The organism is Escherichia sp. S10b, assembly GCF_028421345.1.
Lineage (GTDB): Bacteria > Pseudomonadota > Gammaproteobacteria > Enterobacterales > Enterobacteriaceae > ECMA0423.
This window is the reverse complement of sequence record NZ_JAHZSO010000052.1, coordinates 1-16967: the sequence shown is the minus strand read 5'-3', so window position 1 is coordinate 16967 and position 16967 is coordinate 1. Positions and strand designations below refer to the sequence as shown.

The following is a 16967-nucleotide window of genomic DNA, read 5'->3' as shown; positions in this document are numbered from 1 at the left end:
TCCGGTCGTCAGGCCCGACTCCGACAGGCAGCTGCTGGCGCACCCGCCAGTCTCCGCCGAACCCGCTGGCGCGGTTTCGGGCTGCCGCTACGGTCCGATGTCTGAAAAACCAGGCTTGCAGCGACCGTTCCGGTCGCGCCGCCCCTGTCGCGCCGGAAACGGCGCTCCCTGCACACCTGACGGTGTGTAAGGCAACTGCGCCTGATGGCGCAGCCAACCCTTCCGCCGCCACCCCTGCGGCCTGTTTCCCGCTGTGGACTTTCCGGGGGCTGGAGTAACCACATCCCGTTTCAGCAGTCCAGGGGAAGATATACCGTCCACAAAATTTTTAGCCATAAACCCGGCAAAAAATTTTGCGTCCGCCCCCGGACAGCTGCCCCGTGACGTGGTGACGGACGCCCCATCGGAAAGGTCCACTGCGGGGAGAAACCCCGAAGAAGTGGACGGCAGAAGGGGCTTTCGCCCCTCCGGGGAGCAACCGGTCGGCCCGGCGACCTGATTCAGCAGAAGGAGACGTTTTCATGACAGTCAGCAGCACGATTTCCGTTTTTTGCCGCGACGGGGTGTTCCGTACCGTTTACTGCCACCTGCACGGTGAGCCGACCTGGAACGGTCGCATCCTGCATACCCACTATGCCACTGGTCAGCAGGCCGAAGCCCTGGTTGAACACGGTGATATCCGTTGCCTCGGTCCCCGTTGCGACAAACCCGCCGGGCATACGCTTCAGAACCCGGTGGACGGTGTGACGGCTTATTACGGACGTGACAGTGGTTTCCGGATGGACAGTGAGGCGCGTGAGTACCGTTCTTTCATGGAGGCTATTGCCACTGAAAGCACTGAAGAGGTGCGCTTCCATTATGTGTTCATCGACGGCTACTGGAAGGTGATGTATCGCACGCCGGAAGGCTGGAAGATGAAAGCGCTCGCGCTGGCACTGCGCCGCTGTCCGAAATGAAAAAAAGGCAGGGCGATAAACCCTGCCTCTCTCCGCCGGCGCTTCCCCGCCAGGAAGCCCGGCATCTCAATCACTATCTATGGAGATTATGCCATGAAACCATCAATTATCTTCGCAACCGCCGAGTATGTAAAGCGTCTGCGTGAAGAGTGCCTGCGGGAGAATAAACCCCTGCACCGCCATACCCGCTTCAGACGTCAGGAGCTGGCACAGGATGAGATTAACCCGGACGTCCTGGCGATGAGCGGTCATATCGCCAGACGCTGCAGTGAGCAGAAGCGGGTACGTATCCCCGCCATGAAAGTCAGCGAATGGGGCCACCTGCTCCGCGCGCTTGAAATTGAACGGGTCTGTCACTGATTAACCCCTGCCGTCTGCCTGTGCAGGTGGCAGGATGTGTTCAGGTACTTTACCAGGAGGAACCGTGAGCAAGATGAAAAACATCACGACGTCTGTGTTGCATGGTGTCTCCACAAAAAACAGAAAAGGGAAACAGATTCTCTTTCATTCAGGGCCCGGGAGGGCTGGAGATAACAATGAAGTCTTGTTTTGATACTGACAAAGCTTTTCATATGTCTTTTGATGAAGTCACTTTCAACGCTGACAGAATTCGCTCAAAACTGGAACTATTATCCGAAGAACTAATGCCCCGTTGTGGTCTTGTTTATGAGCTATATCAGCGACGTTTGAGTGCTGCTATTGATAATTTTGTGGCCACATTGCCGACAGAACAACATCTACTGGTCCTGGAACTGGCCCGTGAGGAGTTTGATTACCTTTCCGCAGAAGAGATTGCTGAAGAAATACGCCGTGACTCAGAACGCGGCTATTGTTGTCATGGCTTTGAACGCAATTGCTGTCCTCTCGGTTGTGGGGATTTGGGCGATGATTGCTGCGATGCTGCTGATTTGATGGAGGAACCGTGAGTAAGAAGAAAAACACCACGACGCCCACGCCGCATGATGCCGTGTTCCGGTCGTTCCTGGCGAATCCCGACGTCGCCAGAGATTTTCTGGAACTGCATCTTCCTGCGGAGTACCGGCAGTTGTGCGACCTGTCCACGCTGAAGCTGGAACCCGCCACCTTTGTAGAGCCGGACCTGCATCAGTACGCCAGCGATATCCTCTGGAGCGTGAAAACCACCGGGGGTAAAGACGGCTATGTTTATACGCTCATCGAGCACCAGAGCACCGAAAATCTGTACATGCCTTTCCGCATGTTACGTTACAGTGTGGCGGCGATGCAGAGACATCTGGAGCAGCACAAAACGTTGCCACTGGTGATTCCGGTGCTGTTCTATCATGGTGAGCGCAGCCCGTATCCGTACAGCATGAACTGGCTGGACTGTTTTGAGAATCCGGCGCTTGCGGCTAAAATATACACAAAGCCGTTTCCGCTGGTTGATATCACTGTCGTTGATGACAATGAAATCATGAACCATCGCCGGATGGCCGCACTGACGCTGCTGATGAAGCATATCCGCCATCGTGACATGATGGAGCTGCTGGACAAACTCCCGCAGGTCATGGTGGAAATTTCAGACGAGCAGGTGCGTGTTCTGATTCATTACATCGTTAACGCAGGGGACTCTGTATCACCGGAATTTATGCGGGCGCTGGCTGAGCGTCTGCCGCAGCATGAGGATAAACTGATGACTATCGCAGAACGTCTTGAGCAAAAAGGTCGCCAGGAGGGCAGGATGGAAGGTGCGCTTGAAAAAGCCCTGGCTATTGCGTGCCAGCTTCAGAAAATGGGGATGACGCCGGAGCAGATTAAGCAGGCTACCGGACTTTCCGATGACGAACTGAAGAAAATCATTCACTGATGAGAACCTCACAGCCCGGCAAAATACCGGGCCTTTTGCCAGCAGGAGCAGAGAAAACAGTATGACGATTGCAGAACGTCTTATACAGAAAGGTTTCGACGAAGGTTTCGACGAAGGTTTTAAAGAAGGTTTTAAGAAAGGTGCGCTTGAAGTGGCGCGGGAAGCAGCCTGCCGGCTGCGGGATATGGGCTGGACGCCGGAACGGATTCAGGAGGCAGCCGGACTTTCCGGTGAAGAACTGAAAAAACTGTTTCCTGATGAGCAGTAGCCTGGCATTCTGCCAGGCTGTGAATCACGCTCACACATCCTCTGCCGTTTCCCCCAGTTCATTTTCCAGACGCCTGATGATATCTGCCTTGCGCATCCCCTGCATGTGAGGCAGCAGGTCACGGACTGAAAGTGCCTGGGTGGTCCTCCAGACGGTGACGTCCACCTGTTCCGCATTTTCCCAGGCGTGCCATGTTCTCTGCGTCACGCCAAATTCTCTGGCCGCTTTTTCGCGTGACCAGAGCATGCTTTTTCGCCAGATTCGCAGTTCCCAGCCAGTCATAAAACACCTTTGAAAAAGTGAAAAAACCTCACTTTATTTTATCATCACAATTGCCAAATCAGCGCGATAAATAAGTGAAAAAAAGTGAAGAAATTTCACTTTTTTTGGTTGTAAATGTCGTGCGGTTTTCTCTGTTTTCACCTGTGCGGGAGTGGTGTGCCAGTGACCACCACATGCCATTGTTGTGCCGTCGTTTTTCTTCAGTCGCGCCGGATGCGGCGCTCCCTGCACACCTTACGGTGTGTAAGGCCACTGCGCCTGATGGCGCAGCTGTCTCTGCCTGTCTGCCGCCGCACTGCGGCCTGTTCTCCGCAGACGGACTTTCCGGGGGTACATACACGACCACATCCCGTTTCAGTCGTCCAGGGGAGAGATGTACCAGCCACAAAACTTTTTGCCGCAGGCGTCAAAAACTTTTGCGTCTGCCCCCGGACAACTGCCCCGTGACGTGGTGAGCGTCCCCCGTCGGAAAGGTCCACTGCGGGGAAATCCCCGAAGACCCGGACGGCAGAAGGAGCTTCGCTCCTCCGGGAAATGACCTGGCTGACCCGGCAGTCGTGACGATGAGGAGACAATGTGATGAATCAGACTTTACCCACTGCTGACCTGAATACTGCCGGCACGACAGATGTTATTCCGTCTGTGGCTATCGACCGCATCATCGCGCAGCGTAACGAAGGTATTGCACTGTTCATGCAGGCGATGGAATGCCTGGCGACAGCGCGCAAGATTCTGCTCGATGCGTCAGGTGATATTTTTCTTTACGGGTTTGAAGACTGCGTGACTGATTCCGTTCGTCGCATGGATAAACCGGAAGAAGCGAAAAGGAATATCACCCGTCTTGCCGACCGGAAAATCTGGGACCGCCTGATGACAGATACGGGCATGTACACCTTCATGAGTTCATGCCAGCGTGATGAGTGGAACAGCCAGCTGATGAGCGACACCTGTCCTGAAATCACCCTGGACAATGTACTGGCAACATTCCGCCATCTTAATGCCAGCAAGATGCAGACGTTTGAACAGGGACTGATTGATGTCTACCGGAAATTGTCATGGGATTACAGAACCAATAATCCCTGCCGTCTGGGTAAGAAAATCATTATTGAAAACCTGCTGTACCGCTGGAGTAATGGGCGTGTGACGCTGGACTGCAGCGGACGGGAGGCACTGGATGACCTGGTACGTCCGTTTTATCTGCTGGAGGGGCGCAACGTTCCTGACTTCAGGAACAGCATCGGGGCGCAGTATGGTGAATTTCTCGGGAACGGCGACAATGTCGGTAAGCTGTTAGAAGGGGAATATTTTACGGTGCGTGGCTACCAGAAAGGGACCGTACACATTGTCTTTAAGCGTTCTGACCTTGTTGAAAAACTGAATGATATTATTGCACGGCATTATCCAGGTGCATTGCCGCCACGAGTCTGATTAAACAGAAAAGCCCTGGTATTTATGCCGGGGCTTTTTTTTTCTGTAATCATCATAATCTCAGAACACGATGTGACATTGTCACATCAATTGTTGTTCATATCGATGCCATCTTTCCTGCCTGAATCTGTCTTTTTAGGTGCTGTTTTAGAGGAAGAACGGCGGGATGTTTTTTTCGATTCTGCTTCCCGAATAATGTCACGAAGTGCCTTCTCTCCTACTTCATACCCTGCATTTTTGAGCGTGTCACGAACATCTGCCAGTGTATAACCCTTTGTCCTTACCAGGATAATGATGTCATCACGAATGGCATCAAGAAAATCACGCAATGTTTTCCGTTGAGCGGTGAGGTCCGGCAATTCCGATAAAGCAGCTTTTGCCAGCTGGATGTCATCATCTGAGTAAAATTTTTTAGAAGCCATTGGCACTTTCTCTCCGTTTCATGTTGAAGTCTGATTTTATCATCAAAAAATGACTCCTGGCAGGGCTGCGCCCTGCCTCTGCCGTCTGCATAAGACTATGATGCACAAAAATAACAGGCTATAATGGCCTGAAAAACGGGACAGGATGTGTAATTGTAATACCGTCACACGCGACGCTATTACAATTACCATCTGGTCAGGGCTTCGCCCCGACACCCCGTAAGGAGCCTGAAGTGAGTGATAGTGCGGTAAGAAAGAAAAGTGAGGTACGGCAAAAGACAGTTGTCAGGACACTCAGATTCTCTCCTGTTGAGGATGAAACCATCAGGAAAAAAGCTGAAGATTCCGGACTTACTGTATCTGCTTACATCCGAAATGCAGCACTGAATAAGCGAATTAACTCCCGTACAGATGATGCTTTTCTGAAGGAGTTAATGAGACTGGGAAGGATGCAGAAGCATCTGTTTGTTCAGGGAAAAAGAACCGGTGACAAGGAATACGCAGAAGTGCTTGTTGCCATAACCGAACTTACAAATACATTGCGTAAACAGTTAATGGAAGGTTGAGGATTCTCCGGTGAATGCAGTCATTCCGAAAAAGAGAAGGGACGGCAAGTCTTCGTTCGAAGACCTGGTGTCCTACGTCTCGGTCCGGGATGACATGACCGATGAGGAACTGAATTTATCTTCTTCTTCGCAGGCTGAACAACCGCACCGGAGCCGTTTCAGTCGCCTTGTTGATTATGCGACACGCCTTCGAAATGAGTCATTCGTGGCGCTGGTTGATGTCATGAAGGACGGCTGCGAATGGGTTAACTTTTACGGTGTGACCTGTTTTCACAACTGTACATCGCTTGAAACTGCTGCTGCAGATATGGAGTACATTGCACAGCAGGCACACTATGCGAAAGATAATACTGATCCTGTTTTTCACTACATTCTTTCCTGGCAGGCCCATGAAAGCCCGCGTCCGGAACAGATTTATGACAGTGTACGCCATACCCTGAAATCCCTCGGGCTGGGTGAACATCAGTATGTTTCTGCCGTACATACCGATACTGATAACCTGCATGTTCACGTTGCGGTCAACCGGGTACATCCGGTTACAGGTTATCTGAATTGCCTTTCATGGAGTCAGGAAAAACTCAGCCGTGCCTGCCGTGAGCTTGAACTGAAGCATGGTTTTGCTCCGGATAACGGTTGCTGGGTCCATGCGCCGGGAAATCGTATCGTTCGCAAAACTGCCGTTGAACGTGATCGCCAGAACGCGTGGACACGCGGAAAAAAACAAACTTTTCGCGAGTATGTCGCGCAGACAGCGGTCGCTGGTTTACGCAGTGAACCTGTAAATGACTGGTTATCCCTGCATCGTCGTCTTGCGGAAGATGGTCTGTACCTGTCTCAGATGGACGGAAAATTTCTGGTGATGGATGGCTGGGATCGCAACAGGGAAGGTGTACAGCTTGACTCGTTTGGTCCCTCCTGGTGTGCAGAAAAACTCATGAAAAAAATGGGTGACTACACGCCAGTACCAAAAGACATTTTCAGCCAGGTGGAAGCACCAGGACGCTATAATCCGGACTTCATTGCCGCTGATGTTCGCCCGGAAAAAATCGCTGAAACAGAAAGTCTGCAGCAGTATGCCTGTCGTCACCTTGGAGAACGTCTGCCGGAAATGGCACGGGAAGGACGGCTGGAAAACTGCCAGGCTATTCACCGCACACTGGCTGAAGCGGGATTATGGATGCGTGTTCAGCATGGTCACCTGGTTATCTGTGACGGTTATGATCATAACCAGACTCCCGTTCGTGCTGACAGCGTATGGTCGCTGCTGACGCTCGACAATGTGAATCAACTCGATGGTGGCTGGCAGCCTGTACCAACAGATATTTTCCGCCAGGTTACGCCAACAGAACGCTTCCGTGGTCGTCGTATGGAGAGCTGTCCTGCGACCGATAAAGAATGGCACCGTATGCGTACAGGCACGGGGCCGCAGGGGGCTATCAAACGCGAACTGTTTTCTGACAAAGAAAGTCTGTGGGGATACAGCATCAGCCATTGTAGCCCTCAGATTGAAGAAATGATCACACAAGGTGAGTTTACCTGGCAGCGTTGTCATGAGCTGTTTGCACAACAGGGACTGATGCTACAGAAACAACATCACGGGCTTGTTGTCGTTGATGCCTTTAATCATGAGCAAACGCCGGTGAAGGCCAGCAGCATTCATCCTGATCTGACACTGGGGCGTGCAGAGCCACAGGCCGGACCTTTTGTGAGTGCCCCAGCAGATTTGTTTGACAGGGTGCAACCTGAAAGTCGCTATAACCCGGAGCTGGCTGTCAGTGACAGGTACGGGGTCAGCAGTAAACGTGACCCAATGCTGCGCCGGCAGCGACGTGAAGCCAGAGCTGAGGCCCGTGCTGACCTGCGTGCCCGCTATCTGGCATGGCGTGAACAATGGCGTAAACCAGATCTGCGTTATGGGGAACGTTGTCGGGAAATTCATCAGGCATGCCGTCTGCGGAAGTCACACATTCGTGCGCAGTACGATGATCCGGCATTACGTAAGCTGCATTATCACATTGCAGAAGTTCAGCGAATGCAGGCATTGATCAGGCTGAAAGAAGACATCAGGGATGAGCGACAGAAACTTATTGCTGACGGGAAGTGGTATCCACCCTCTTACCGTCAGTGGGTCGAAATTCAGGCTGCTCAGGGAGACAGGGCTGCTGTATCGCAGTTGAGAGGCTGGGATTATCGCGATCGCCGTAAAGACAGGTCACGCACAACGACGACAGACCGCTGTGTCGTGCTTTGTGAACCGGGCGGAACGCCGGTATACGGTAATACCGGTGATCTCGAGGCCCGTCTGCAGAAGAACGGGAGTGTTCGTTTCCGTGACCGTCGGACGGGAGAGTTTGTCTGTACGGATTATGGTGACAGGGTTGTTTTCCGTAATCACCATGACCGCAATGCGCTGGCAGATAAACTGGATTTGATTGCACCGGTATTATTCGGGCGTGATCCACGCATGGGTTTTGAACCAGAAGGAAACGACAAACAATTTAACCAGGTCTTTGCTGAAATGGTTGCCTGGCATAATGTGACAGGCCGTACCGGTCACGAAGACTACAGGATTACGCGACCGGACGTGGATCATCACCGTGAAGGAAGTGAACGCTACTACCGCGATTATATCGCGGCGAACAGCAACGATGACGCATCACTGCCTCCGCCGGAGCAGGATAAACGCTGGGAACCGCCTTCTCCAGGTTAAAAAAAAGGCCGCGCCAGAAATCCGGCGCGGCCACTGTTCAGTACATTCCGTCCCAGTCCGGACGGTTGTTTTTTTTATGATGAAACCCGTTTACAGGACGCCCTGTCGGGTGGTTATTGTCCTGTGGAAGCGTTAACAGGTTTATACCTGCTCTTTCTGCTCTCACTGAAATCTGATTTTCCTCTTTTGTTTCAGGTAGTTCTGGTCTGTTCAGCGTGATATAGCGAATTCGTCGCTCTTCCCGTGTGGTCGTTTTAAGCGTATTCACCGCTGTTTCCCACAAGGCACTTTCACGTGCGTTGATATCTGTGTCGTACTCTTCCAGCATTGCCATAGCCGCCTGACGTCCTGCAATGCGTTGCTGGAATGTATCCACGATCGTGTGCGGCTCTGTGCGAATTTTTCGTCTTTTTCTGGAGGGTTTTGCAGTCAGGACGCCAATGATGGCACTGACATTTTCCGGTGACGGTATTCGACGTTGAGTCGTACGGGGAACAAGACGGCGGAGACGGTCCAGGCGTGGCGCATCCACGCTGATATACCTGTTTATAACAACGGGATCGCTGCTGCAGCTTTTCTCATCGTCAGGGATGAAGAATGATGCTGATGGTACGGTTTCTCCCCGGAAAATAGAAAAGAACTCGCCAGGATGAAGTTCAATCAACTCCTGAACATTTATCTTGCTTTCCATCAGGATGCTGATTTGTGGGCTGTCAATCCATGATTCACCAAATATGCCGTCCTGACGCTGCAGGTTGTTCATTCTCGCCCTGGCTTCTTCACCGGCGGCGCTTTTCAGCGTTCTGGCCGTACTACCCTCGCTGACAATCCTGCCGGCAAATTTTGTCCCCGTGTTCTGCATCAGTGTTGCAGTATTCGTGGCTGTTGTCTGTCCTTCTATACGTTCCTGGTCCTGTGCCATCAAAATCAGAGCAAAATCCAGTGAACGCACCTGAGTGGCTTCCACAGCAATACGGTCCGTATAGTATGCCCCCACTTCATCAAGGAAACACAGATAAGGGAAACGCCCCTTATATTTTTTGACTTCCAGTGCATCGGAATCAGTTCCTTCGAGGCGGTAGCCCAAATCACGGGCGAGAATCATACTTTTCTGGGTGATAAACATTCGCCCAAGAGCAGACGTTGTATGCGCTGATGTATCCAGAGCGGGGATCATTACCATCAGAATCCTGTCGCTGTGAATGCTGTCACGGATATCGATATCACCGGAATCTTCAGCAAAAATATCCCCGAATGCTTCCGTGAATGTGCTGAAAGTTTCAGAAAACTGCCCGGAGAGATAAGCATGTTGTTTTCTGGGTTCTTCCGTCCAGGCTGATGGTGTCCTGACCAGCGACAGGTCGAAACCGGGAACGTCCTGAAGGTAGTTACGTAACGGTGCGATAGCTTCTTCCGGCCACTGATCATCGAGGCCACGACAGTAAAGTTTGGCCATCCCTTCGAGAGTCATATGTTCACGGAGCATCTGCAGCGACATTGTTTTGCCTTCGCGCACACACCAGAATTTAGTACCAAATACCAGTGCCTTATTCATGGCAATGGCCCGGGACTGCCACTCGCCCCCCTGGACGTTCTGGGGCAGCATTGACTGCATTGTCTCCGCTGTGAATGCCTCGGTGCTGTAACAGAAGGGATTCCAGGTATTTGACTGAGGACGCGTTTTTTCACCACTCAGAATGATTTCACTGCGGGATTTTCCTCCGTTCATGAAGTTGATGACTTCCACATCGTCTTCACGGCCAAAGCGTCTGGCCAGATACCAGATCGTTCTTGCCGTATCATTCTGTGCCTTGCCATCGACAAGGGTGAATCCTCTTGCCCAGCAAAGCGGGTTAATCGCCCAGGCAAAGATGGTTTCCGTTTTACCGCCACCGGTGGTGGCGAAAAACATTATATGGCGGGTCAGATCGTCCATACTCAGCCACAACTCCCGACCTATATCCCTGACGCGTTGATAACCAACATAAAATATGCCGCTGGCCGGTGACTCCAGGATGACCTCATACTGAAACAGAGTTGGCCAGAAGCTGAAAAGGCTTCTTTTAATCATTCTGTCCTGTGACGGGTCAGCACATTCCAGCGTCATGGGCATACGAAGAGGGCAGCGCCATCGCTGCAGACTAAATACCAGCATCGTTATCAGTGTGAACAACAGACATGCCGGTAATGCAAGTGGCCAGATAAAACTGGCCACAAGACTTGCCACCAGGCAAAAGCCATAGATATTGAGACTCTGGAGTGCATTCCAGACAGGATTTCCCCAGGCTGTACGGTGTAAAAGCTCGGGGTTAACGCGATGTTCACTCATGGCCAGACTCGCTGTCGGTGGTTTTCAGGAATAAATTAAGCGTGCCAGTTTCCTGCAGAATTCCAGTAGGCAGATGCCAGCCGGTGTCGGACAGCACCCATGGGGTACCGGCAAATCCGAACTTACGGAAGGCGACATTGTTAACATCAATCGCAGCTCTGGCCGCTTTCAGGCATGTTTCATCTGCAGGCGTTGTTTCTTCTGATGGCGTCATCATTCCGTTATCTGCGGAATACAGTCGGTGCCAGCCGGCAGCACGTTTCTGAGCATCTTTTTCACACAGCAGTGGTGCCACACGGTCGGTGGATTCCTCTCCACCAATAACTGAAACCGGGTAGATAACGACATTGAAGTCGCTGGCCAGGCGTTTTAAGGCTGGCTCCAGAAGTCTGCAGTTAGGACAGGCAGGATCGAGAAATGCGTAAAGGGTTCGTTCATGACCGGATGACAGGTTGACGGTAAACATTCCCCGATCGGCGTTCCGCTTCAGAACAGCAGCCAGATTATGTCGGGCAGCTGCGGCTTCCGGATTTTTGCTTGTGAGTGTTTTCTCCGGTACCTGGACGTCTTTTTTCGGGGGAACCGGGAGTTGAATGCCTTCATTTAATGGCACAGTGTGATTCAGGTGAGGGGGGAGCAGTCGTGGCTCACCTGCCGTCTGTACTGCTTCAGGCGTTGTATCATCCCAGAATACACGATCAACATAGCGGAACAGAGAGACGGCAATCATTGCCATTACGAACAGTACAACGCTGGCGATTATTGCACGGAACAAAGGCGTTCTGCTGAAGCGGCGTTCCATCAGGTATTCAAGGCGCAGACAGGAATCAATAGCTGTAAGTATCTGGTCAGCGTTATGCTCCTGCTTGTCAATCAGGACGGTTTCTCTGTTACGAGTGCCCATGGCGTCAAAGGCTATATGAATCAGTTGATTGTTTCGTGTTACCAGCCCTGACAGGGCATCCTGTGGAAGGACGGCAATAATTTCTGTCCTGCCACCCGGCCAGATTGCCTGCACGGAAATATGTTTTGCAATGCGTGTTGCAAAGTACTCGATTGTCATTTTCAGTTCTCCGGATAATCAGAATTCGTTGTCTGTAGCAGGTGTGCGGGGCAGGATGTCGTCGGTGAGGGACCAGTTGGTCAGAATGCGGCGTTTCCGGTCGCGATCTGGTTGTGGTTCATCCCAGATAAGACCGAGACTGAGCATATCCCGCCGTAAGCCTTCCACCGCTTCATCAACACAGGGTTCAGGGCAGGGAAGGCCAAAACGCATGGCTTCGGCCTCTGCACGTGCAACGGCCACCACGCCAGCGCCTTCAATAAATCCTTTCGTGGTATTGGCGCGGTGTAATGCATAAAACAGCGTTCTGTCCACGCCTTTCAGCCAAATCCAGTTGGGTGGCGTAAGCCGCAAGTCATGTGCATACAGCCAGACCAGCCCACTGCGGACGTAGCGATGTTGTTTCAGCCATTGCTGTGCTCCGTCGCTTTTAATCACTCTTTTGAATGCAGATTTGGCCAGTGAATAAACAGGGGTACAGAATTTCCCACTGTCCCGTTTGCTTTTAATTCTGCATGAGAGGTTCAGTGTATCCATGAGCTTTAATGCTGCCTTACGATCATCCAGGAAATACTGAAGGCCAAATATGGCAAAGAGCGCTTTTTCATGTGGTGCCATGTCTTTCCAGGACGTTAAAGGTTTACCCAACTGGGCCATGAAACATCGTCTTGCAGCTGCAACATCGAGCTGCATATTGGTGATGAGAGTATGCTGTTCGACAAATGCTTCCGGGGTGAGAGCAACCCGCCGTTCAGGTCGTTTGCCACCATGAAAGAGTTTTTCCGGATCACCATCTTCCAGTACAGGGGCGATAGCAGGGGACAACGAAGCAAAGATGTGTGGCAGTCGGGTAATATCTACTGGTCTGCGGGTGAAACGGCTTTGTCCCGGATGTTGATACCATTCCCACAAACACCAGAGTGTCACAGGTAAGAGGTACATCCACAAAATACCTATGGTCTGCTCCATGACGTTAACCCACTGGCTATAGCTTATGTTGGCGGCGTTGTTACCGGTCATGGCAAGCAGGTTGTATCGTGGTGCTGCATAGTTATGAAATGGTCCCCAGTCAACCAGTCCCCATAAGGTATGAAGAATCAGGCAGCTGGCGTAAACCACTTCCGGCAAGAATAACCATATGACGAATAGCAGCAGGATAAGAAGGACACCAACAGCGCCCCATATCTGCATCGGATCTTCTGCGACAGGCTGTCGATTGTAAGACATGGCAAAGTCTCCATTTCTGGAATTTAAATCAAACGGAAAGGTTAAAAATTTATTTTCAGGTGATAAGAGCTAACCAGAGGAGTTAGCCGTGCGATAAAAGGATTGTTGCAGATACGAAAGTCGTTAGAATAGCCGCGGACGCTTGAGGCTGTATGCCGAAAGCGTTTTGTGGACGGTATACAGCAGAAAGCCCCTGGAGATTTTTTTATCAATCAACCAAGGGCTCTACTGTAATGCATGAACAACATTACAGTAGCCTGATAATTTAGATATGTGTACATCCTACCGGAAAAGATACTTCTCAGGTCATTTATCAATGGGCGTTATTACCACCGGTAGTTTGTTTACGTCTTCTAAATTAACTGGTACCGGAGGTAACCATATTAATCTAGGTTTACGCTCATGGGCTAGTTCTGGTTTCTTACTTCCTGTCCAGTATGTATGCCAGTGTCCCCGGCGTATATGAGGACGTTTGCTACCTATTGTTGTCCGCTCTTTCCCTGTGGGTTCTGCTTGGCGATATTGCCGTATGGCTTGCCCCATTCGAATACCAACGTCCCACTCCCGAATGTTTTGTGCTGGTAGTTCATGGTGAGTGTGAACATGCTTTTTGTGCTTTTCTGACCGTTTAAATTGATTTTTTTCTTTTATATCATTGATCTGTGAACAGATATAAAGCACCATTGATATCTGTGCGTTAAGAAGATTAAACTCCCTGTCTCTGAAATCTTTGAGCTTTTCGTTAACTGTTACGACGACTTCACCATCGATACACTCCATCTTTCTGGAGTCAAGAAGTCCTTCACGAGAGTCCTTTATTCTGATGATATTATTGACGACGTCAACATTCTTTTCTTTTAGCCCTGTAGTTCCTTGACTTTGTTTCAGATCATCAATAATGAAAAGCCGGATAATATTTCCATTATTGTCCAAAAATGGATAAAAGAAAAATCCATGTATCGGATAGGACGTAGGAAGTATAGTATGCAGATTTTCGGCTGAAACATAGATACTCCATGAAGGGAGTTCCTTGAGGATCTGTGCAGGAATGTTATCTCGACTTTCTGGTTTCAGAAAGCCCTTCATCATAGAGAACTCCGATGAGTGCCAAATGCGGGAACTACGCCGCTAATTATGCTTAATTCTTGCTTTTAGCAGGCGGTGAATAAAAAGGTTGAAATTCATTTTCTTCCGGGCAAAAATGCCATTTCACACATTAGCTTTGCAGGACGACCTGCAAACGCTTCTTTCACCGGGGACGGCCCCATTGTTCTGGAGCCTGATATGTCCTGGATCGTTTTATTAATTGCAGGTTTGCTCGAAGTTGTCTGGGCGATTGGCCTGAAATACACCCACGGTTTTACGCGTCTTACGCCAAGCATTATCACTATTGCGGCGATGATCGTCAGTATCGCCATGCTCTCTTGGGCAATGCGCACGTTGCCTGTAGGAACCGCTTATGCGGTCTGGACCGGTATTGGCGCTGTTGGGGCGGCCATTACAGGGATTTTGCTGCTGGGTGAGTCTGCCAGCCCGGCACGTTTGCTGAGCCTTGGGCTGATCGTTGCTGGCATTATTGGTCTGAAGCTGAGCACTCACTAAGCGCCAGGCTGTTTCACCCAAATCAGTTTATTCACTTCAAACCCTTCCCGGGTCGCGATGGCTAACATTTGCTGTTTCATTTCATCTGAAATAGTAGGGGTCCGTGAAAGGATCCACAGGTAGTCGCGATCCGGACCACAAACCAGCGCGTGACGATATTCCCGGTCGAGTGCAATTACGTTATACCCGCCATAGAAGGGGCCGAAAAAAGAAACCTTAAGCGCGGCTCTGCTTGGGTCGCCGGTGAAATAGGCTTTCCCTTCCGTTTTCTGCCACATCTCCCTGTCAGGGTTATAGCCCTTGTTAATAACGTTGATGCCGCCGTCGTCGCGCAAGCTGTATGTTGCGGTCACTTTATCCAATCCGCGCTCGAAACGATGGTCGAAGCGCGCAATTTCATACCAGGTTCCCAGATAGCGTTTGGCATCAAAGTTATTTACCACGGTAACGCCTTTCGGCGGTGTCGGGGAGCTACACGCGACAACCAGGAATGCAGCCGTAACTGCAGCAACGACGGGCAAAATGCGCATGGGATTTTCCTTGCTGTATTTTTGTTAAGTGTAGATGACAACAGGAAAAAAAGAGAAAGAAAGGAGGCCCAATATCCTGGGCCTCATCGTCAGTTATTGCAGCTTTTCAAGAATGCGCCAGGCCGCCTCGACACGGACAGGGTTAGGATAGCTTTTGTTTGCCAGCATCACGATGCCAAGGTTTTTTTCTGGAACGAAGGCTACGTAGCTGCCAAATCCACCAGTGGAGCCCGTTTTATGCACCCATGAGGCTTTCACTGCGGGGGCGGGCGGGTTTACCTCAACGGCGGGAAGCGCTGCCAATGCCACTTTGCTGTCGCTGCCGTTGATGATCGAATCAGCTTTCAGCGGCCAGTTCAGCATCTCCCAGCCTAATCCCTGGTACATATCGCCAATACGCCAGTAGCGAGACTGCGCAAGCGCAATGCCCTGCTGGAGCGTTTTCTCCTGAACGTGGCTGGCATCCATGTTGGCCTGAACCCAGCGGGCCATATCAATAACGCTGGATTTCACGCCATAGGCTTCGGCGTCAAGTTGTCCCGGAGAACTGTGTACGGGCTTCCCTTCGCGATAGCCCCAGGCATAATCTTTTTGTTCGTTCTGCGGAACCGTAATCCAGGTATGCGCCAGTTTTAATGGTTGCAGGACGCGTCTGGTCATTGCCTCTTCGTAACTCATTCCTGAGGGTTTCACCGCCAGCGCGCCAAACAGACCAATGCTGGAGTTAGCGTAAAGTCGCTTAGCGCCCGGAGTCCATTGCGGCTGCCAGTTTTGATAAAAATGCAGTAATGCGGCTTTATCCCTAACGTCATCGGGGATCTGCAGCGGTAGGCCGCCTGCCGTATAGGTGGCTAAGTGCAGCAGGCGGATACCCTGCCACTGTTTGCCTGTCAGTTCTGGCCAGTATTTCGTGACCGGATCGCTGAGCTTAATTTCGCCGCGGGCGATAGCATCGCCGCCCAACACGCCGTTAAACGTCTTACTAACCGATCCTAGCTCAAACAGCGTTTGCTGCGTGACTGGGTGGTTATTGGCGATATCGGCTTTACCCCAGGTGAAATAATAGGGTTTTCCCTGGTAGATAACGGCAACGGCCATACCCGGAATAGCCTGCTCCTGCATCAACGGGGTGATGGTGCGATTAACGATATCGGCAATCTGTTGTTCTGTTTTTGCGGCAGCAAATGTGGAGAAAGAGGCTGTCAGCAGCAGAGCGCAGCATAACGATTTTTTCATCATGAAATCAGTTCCGTAATTAAAAGCAAAAAGGTGTCCGGGCCCGTCAGACGCAATCAGTGTGTTTGATTTGCACCGTGTTGACAAACGGTTAAATTTAGCAGCAGATATAAGTTTTTCCTAAATTCCACGTGTGTTTTTTATTAGCTTCAAAAATCACTATTTCACGAAGAATTTAGACTGCTTCTCACACATTGTAACATTATTTACAACCACCTTTCAATCATTTTTGATAAATCATTGATTTCATCTTTGCTGCAATGATACTTAATAAACTCTGCAAGTTATCCACAGAGCAACACTCAATTTTATTGATGATATTCTTATTATACCAGACATTTTTCATACACTCCCTTGTACGGATAGTTTTCCGACAACTTCATGATTACATATCTTGCGGTTTTGATTATTTTTGCTGCAAGAAATACATACTTCAAACGGGTAATGACTCCAACTTATTGATAGTGTTTTATGTTCAGATAATGCCCGATGACTTTGTCATGCAGCTCCACCGATTTTGAGA

At 50.6% G+C, this 16967-nt stretch carries 19 protein-coding genes and 1 pseudogene; 10 read left to right on the top strand and 10 right to left on the bottom strand.

Going from position 1 to position 16967, the window contains the following annotated elements; genetic code table 11:
• From FTE26_RS04915 to FTE26_RS04890, 6 genes and pseudogenes are all read left to right on the top strand, one after another.
• Positions 1-278: pseudogene (locus FTE26_RS04915) on the top strand (hypothetical protein); the annotation flags it as partial.
• A 243-nt stretch (positions 279-521) separates the two neighbouring features.
• Positions 522-956 (top strand): hypothetical protein, encoded by a 435-nt coding sequence (locus tag FTE26_RS04910; RefSeq protein WP_000218858.1) that lies wholly within the window; start codon positions 522-524, stop codon positions 954-956.
• A 93-nt stretch (positions 957-1049) separates the two neighbouring features.
• On the top strand, positions 1050-1316 hold the full coding sequence (locus FTE26_RS04905) for a hypothetical protein (protein WP_000804663.1): 267 nt from the start codon (positions 1050-1052) through the stop codon (positions 1314-1316).
• A gap of 176 nt (positions 1317-1492) precedes the next feature.
• On the top strand, positions 1493-1882 hold the full coding sequence (locus tag FTE26_RS04900; protein WP_000833767.1) for a hypothetical protein: 390 nt from the start codon (positions 1493-1495) through the stop codon (positions 1880-1882).
• Entirely contained in the window at positions 1879-2781 is a 903-nt protein-coding gene (locus FTE26_RS04895; RefSeq protein WP_011264057.1) for an Rpn family recombination-promoting nuclease/putative transposase, read from the top strand. The genes FTE26_RS04900 and FTE26_RS04895 overlap by 4 nt, the downstream gene beginning before the upstream one ends.
• Before the next feature lie 61 nt (positions 2782-2842).
• Positions 2843-3049 (top strand): hypothetical protein, encoded by a 207-nt coding sequence (locus FTE26_RS04890; RefSeq protein ID WP_000150314.1) that lies wholly within the window; start codon positions 2843-2845, stop codon positions 3047-3049.
• A 30-nt stretch (positions 3050-3079) separates the two neighbouring features.
• On the opposite strand, the gene FTE26_RS04885 is transcribed toward FTE26_RS04890, so the two are convergent.
• Both FTE26_RS04885 and FTE26_RS20005 read right to left on the bottom strand, forming a co-directional pair.
• A complete protein-coding gene (locus FTE26_RS04885) occupies positions 3080-3331 on the bottom strand; it encodes a helix-turn-helix transcriptional regulator (protein WP_000148285.1) in 252 nt (83 codons plus the stop codon).
• A gap of 33 nt (positions 3332-3364) precedes the next feature.
• Positions 3365-3562, bottom strand: coding sequence for a hypothetical protein (locus tag FTE26_RS20005; protein WP_001161107.1), 198 nt, complete (start codon positions 3560-3562; stop codon positions 3365-3367).
• Positions 3563-3910: 348 nt separating this feature from the next.
• Here FTE26_RS20005 and FTE26_RS04880 point away from each other — a divergent pair, with 348 nt between their 5' ends.
• A complete protein-coding gene (locus tag FTE26_RS04880; RefSeq protein ID WP_001599394.1) occupies positions 3911-4759 on the top strand; it encodes a DUF4942 domain-containing protein in 849 nt (282 codons plus the stop codon).
• Between the two features lie 86 nt (positions 4760-4845).
• On the opposite strand, the gene FTE26_RS04875 is transcribed toward FTE26_RS04880, so the two are convergent.
• A complete protein-coding gene (locus tag FTE26_RS04875; protein ID WP_021529212.1) occupies positions 4846-5181 on the bottom strand; it encodes a hypothetical protein in 336 nt (111 codons plus the stop codon).
• Between the two features lie 233 nt (positions 5182-5414).
• On the opposite strand from FTE26_RS04875, the gene nikA reads away from it, so the two are divergent.
• Together nikA and nikB are read left to right on the top strand one after the other, a co-directional pair.
• Complete coding sequence (gene nikA / locus FTE26_RS04870) at positions 5415-5747, top strand: IncI1-type relaxosome accessory protein NikA (RefSeq protein WP_001283947.1); 333 nt, start codon at positions 5415-5417, stop codon at positions 5745-5747.
• Between the two features lie 10 nt (positions 5748-5757).
• Positions 5758-8457, top strand: a complete 2700-nt coding sequence (gene nikB / locus FTE26_RS04865) for an IncI1-type relaxase NikB (protein ID WP_011264053.1) — start codon at positions 5758-5760, stop codon at positions 8455-8457.
• Between the two features lie 37 nt (positions 8458-8494).
• On the opposite strand, the gene trbC is transcribed toward nikB, so the two are convergent.
• From trbC to finQ, 4 genes are all read right to left on the bottom strand, one after another.
• The gene (gene trbC / locus FTE26_RS04860; RefSeq protein WP_011264051.1) at positions 8495-10786 is read right to left on the bottom strand and encodes an F-type conjugative transfer protein TrbC; all 2292 of its coding nucleotides are present in this window, start codon (positions 10784-10786) and stop codon (positions 8495-8497) included.
• On the bottom strand, positions 10779-11849 hold the full coding sequence (trbB, locus tag FTE26_RS04855) for an IncI1-type conjugal transfer protein TrbB (RefSeq protein WP_011264050.1): 1071 nt from the start codon (positions 11847-11849) through the stop codon (positions 10779-10781). The genes trbC and trbB overlap by 8 nt, the downstream gene beginning before the upstream one ends.
• Before the next feature lie 18 nt (positions 11850-11867).
• Complete coding sequence (trbA, locus tag FTE26_RS04850; protein ID WP_011264049.1) at positions 11868-13076, bottom strand: IncI1-type conjugal transfer protein TrbA; 1209 nt, start codon at positions 13074-13076, stop codon at positions 11868-11870.
• Between the two features lie 306 nt (positions 13077-13382).
• A complete protein-coding gene (gene finQ / locus FTE26_RS04845) occupies positions 13383-14165 on the bottom strand; it encodes a protein FinQ (RefSeq protein ID WP_023063753.1) in 783 nt (260 codons plus the stop codon).
• Positions 14166-14360: 195 nt separating this feature from the next.
• Here finQ and sugE point away from each other — a divergent pair, with 195 nt between their 5' ends.
• Positions 14361-14678 (top strand): quaternary ammonium compound efflux SMR transporter SugE, encoded by a 318-nt coding sequence (gene sugE / locus FTE26_RS04840; protein WP_000118520.1) that lies wholly within the window; start codon positions 14361-14363, stop codon positions 14676-14678.
• Here the strand turns inward: sugE and FTE26_RS04835 are convergent.
• The 3 genes from FTE26_RS04835 to FTE26_RS04820 all read right to left on the bottom strand — a co-directional run.
• Positions 14675-15208, bottom strand: a complete 534-nt coding sequence (locus FTE26_RS04835; RefSeq protein WP_001221666.1) for a lipocalin family protein — start codon at positions 15206-15208, stop codon at positions 14675-14677. The genes sugE and FTE26_RS04835 overlap by 4 nt on opposite strands.
• Before the next feature lie 93 nt (positions 15209-15301).
• A complete protein-coding gene (locus FTE26_RS04830; RefSeq protein ID WP_039023136.1) occupies positions 15302-16447 on the bottom strand; it encodes an extended-spectrum class C beta-lactamase CMY-42 in 1146 nt (381 codons plus the stop codon).
• 452 nt (positions 16448-16899) lie between these two features.
• Positions 16900-16967 (bottom strand): IS1 family transposase (locus FTE26_RS04820; RefSeq protein WP_004209611.1); only part of this gene is annotated, 68 nt, incomplete at its 5' end.

Excerpts from the sequence above, each read along its gene's own strand:
- FTE26_RS04900 (WP_000833767.1), top strand. The coding sequence starts at position 1,493 with ATGAAGTCTTGTTTTGATACTGACAAAGCTTTTCATATGTCTTTTGAT.
- trbA (WP_011264049.1), bottom strand. The coding sequence starts at position 13,076 with ATGTCTTACAATCGACAGCCTGTCGCAGAAGATCCGATGCAGATATGG.
- FTE26_RS04890 (WP_000150314.1), top strand. The coding sequence starts at position 2,843 with ATGACGATTGCAGAACGTCTTATACAGAAAGGTTTCGACGAAGGTTTC.
- FTE26_RS04835 (WP_001221666.1), bottom strand. The coding sequence starts at position 15,208 with ATGCGCATTTTGCCCGTCGTTGCTGCAGTTACGGCTGCATTCCTGGTT.
- FTE26_RS04910 (WP_000218858.1), top strand. The coding sequence starts at position 522 with ATGACAGTCAGCAGCACGATTTCCGTTTTTTGCCGCGACGGGGTGTTC.
- FTE26_RS04830 (WP_039023136.1), bottom strand. The coding sequence starts at position 16,447 with ATGATGAAAAAATCGTTATGCTGCGCTCTGCTGCTGACAGCCTCTTTC.
- sugE (WP_000118520.1), top strand. The coding sequence starts at position 14,361 with ATGTCCTGGATCGTTTTATTAATTGCAGGTTTGCTCGAAGTTGTCTGG.
- finQ (WP_023063753.1), bottom strand. The coding sequence starts at position 14,165 with ATGATGAAGGGCTTTCTGAAACCAGAAAGTCGAGATAACATTCCTGCA.
- trbB (WP_011264050.1), bottom strand. The coding sequence starts at position 11,849 with ATGACAATCGAGTACTTTGCAACACGCATTGCAAAACATATTTCCGTG.
- FTE26_RS04905 (WP_000804663.1), top strand. The coding sequence starts at position 1,050 with ATGAAACCATCAATTATCTTCGCAACCGCCGAGTATGTAAAGCGTCTG.
- FTE26_RS04885 (WP_000148285.1), bottom strand. The coding sequence starts at position 3,331 with ATGACTGGCTGGGAACTGCGAATCTGGCGAAAAAGCATGCTCTGGTCA.
- trbC (WP_011264051.1), bottom strand. The coding sequence starts at position 10,786 with ATGAGTGAACATCGCGTTAACCCCGAGCTTTTACACCGTACAGCCTGG.
- FTE26_RS04875 (WP_021529212.1), bottom strand. The coding sequence starts at position 5,181 with ATGGCTTCTAAAAAATTTTACTCAGATGATGACATCCAGCTGGCAAAA.
- FTE26_RS04880 (WP_001599394.1), top strand. The coding sequence starts at position 3,911 with ATGAATCAGACTTTACCCACTGCTGACCTGAATACTGCCGGCACGACA.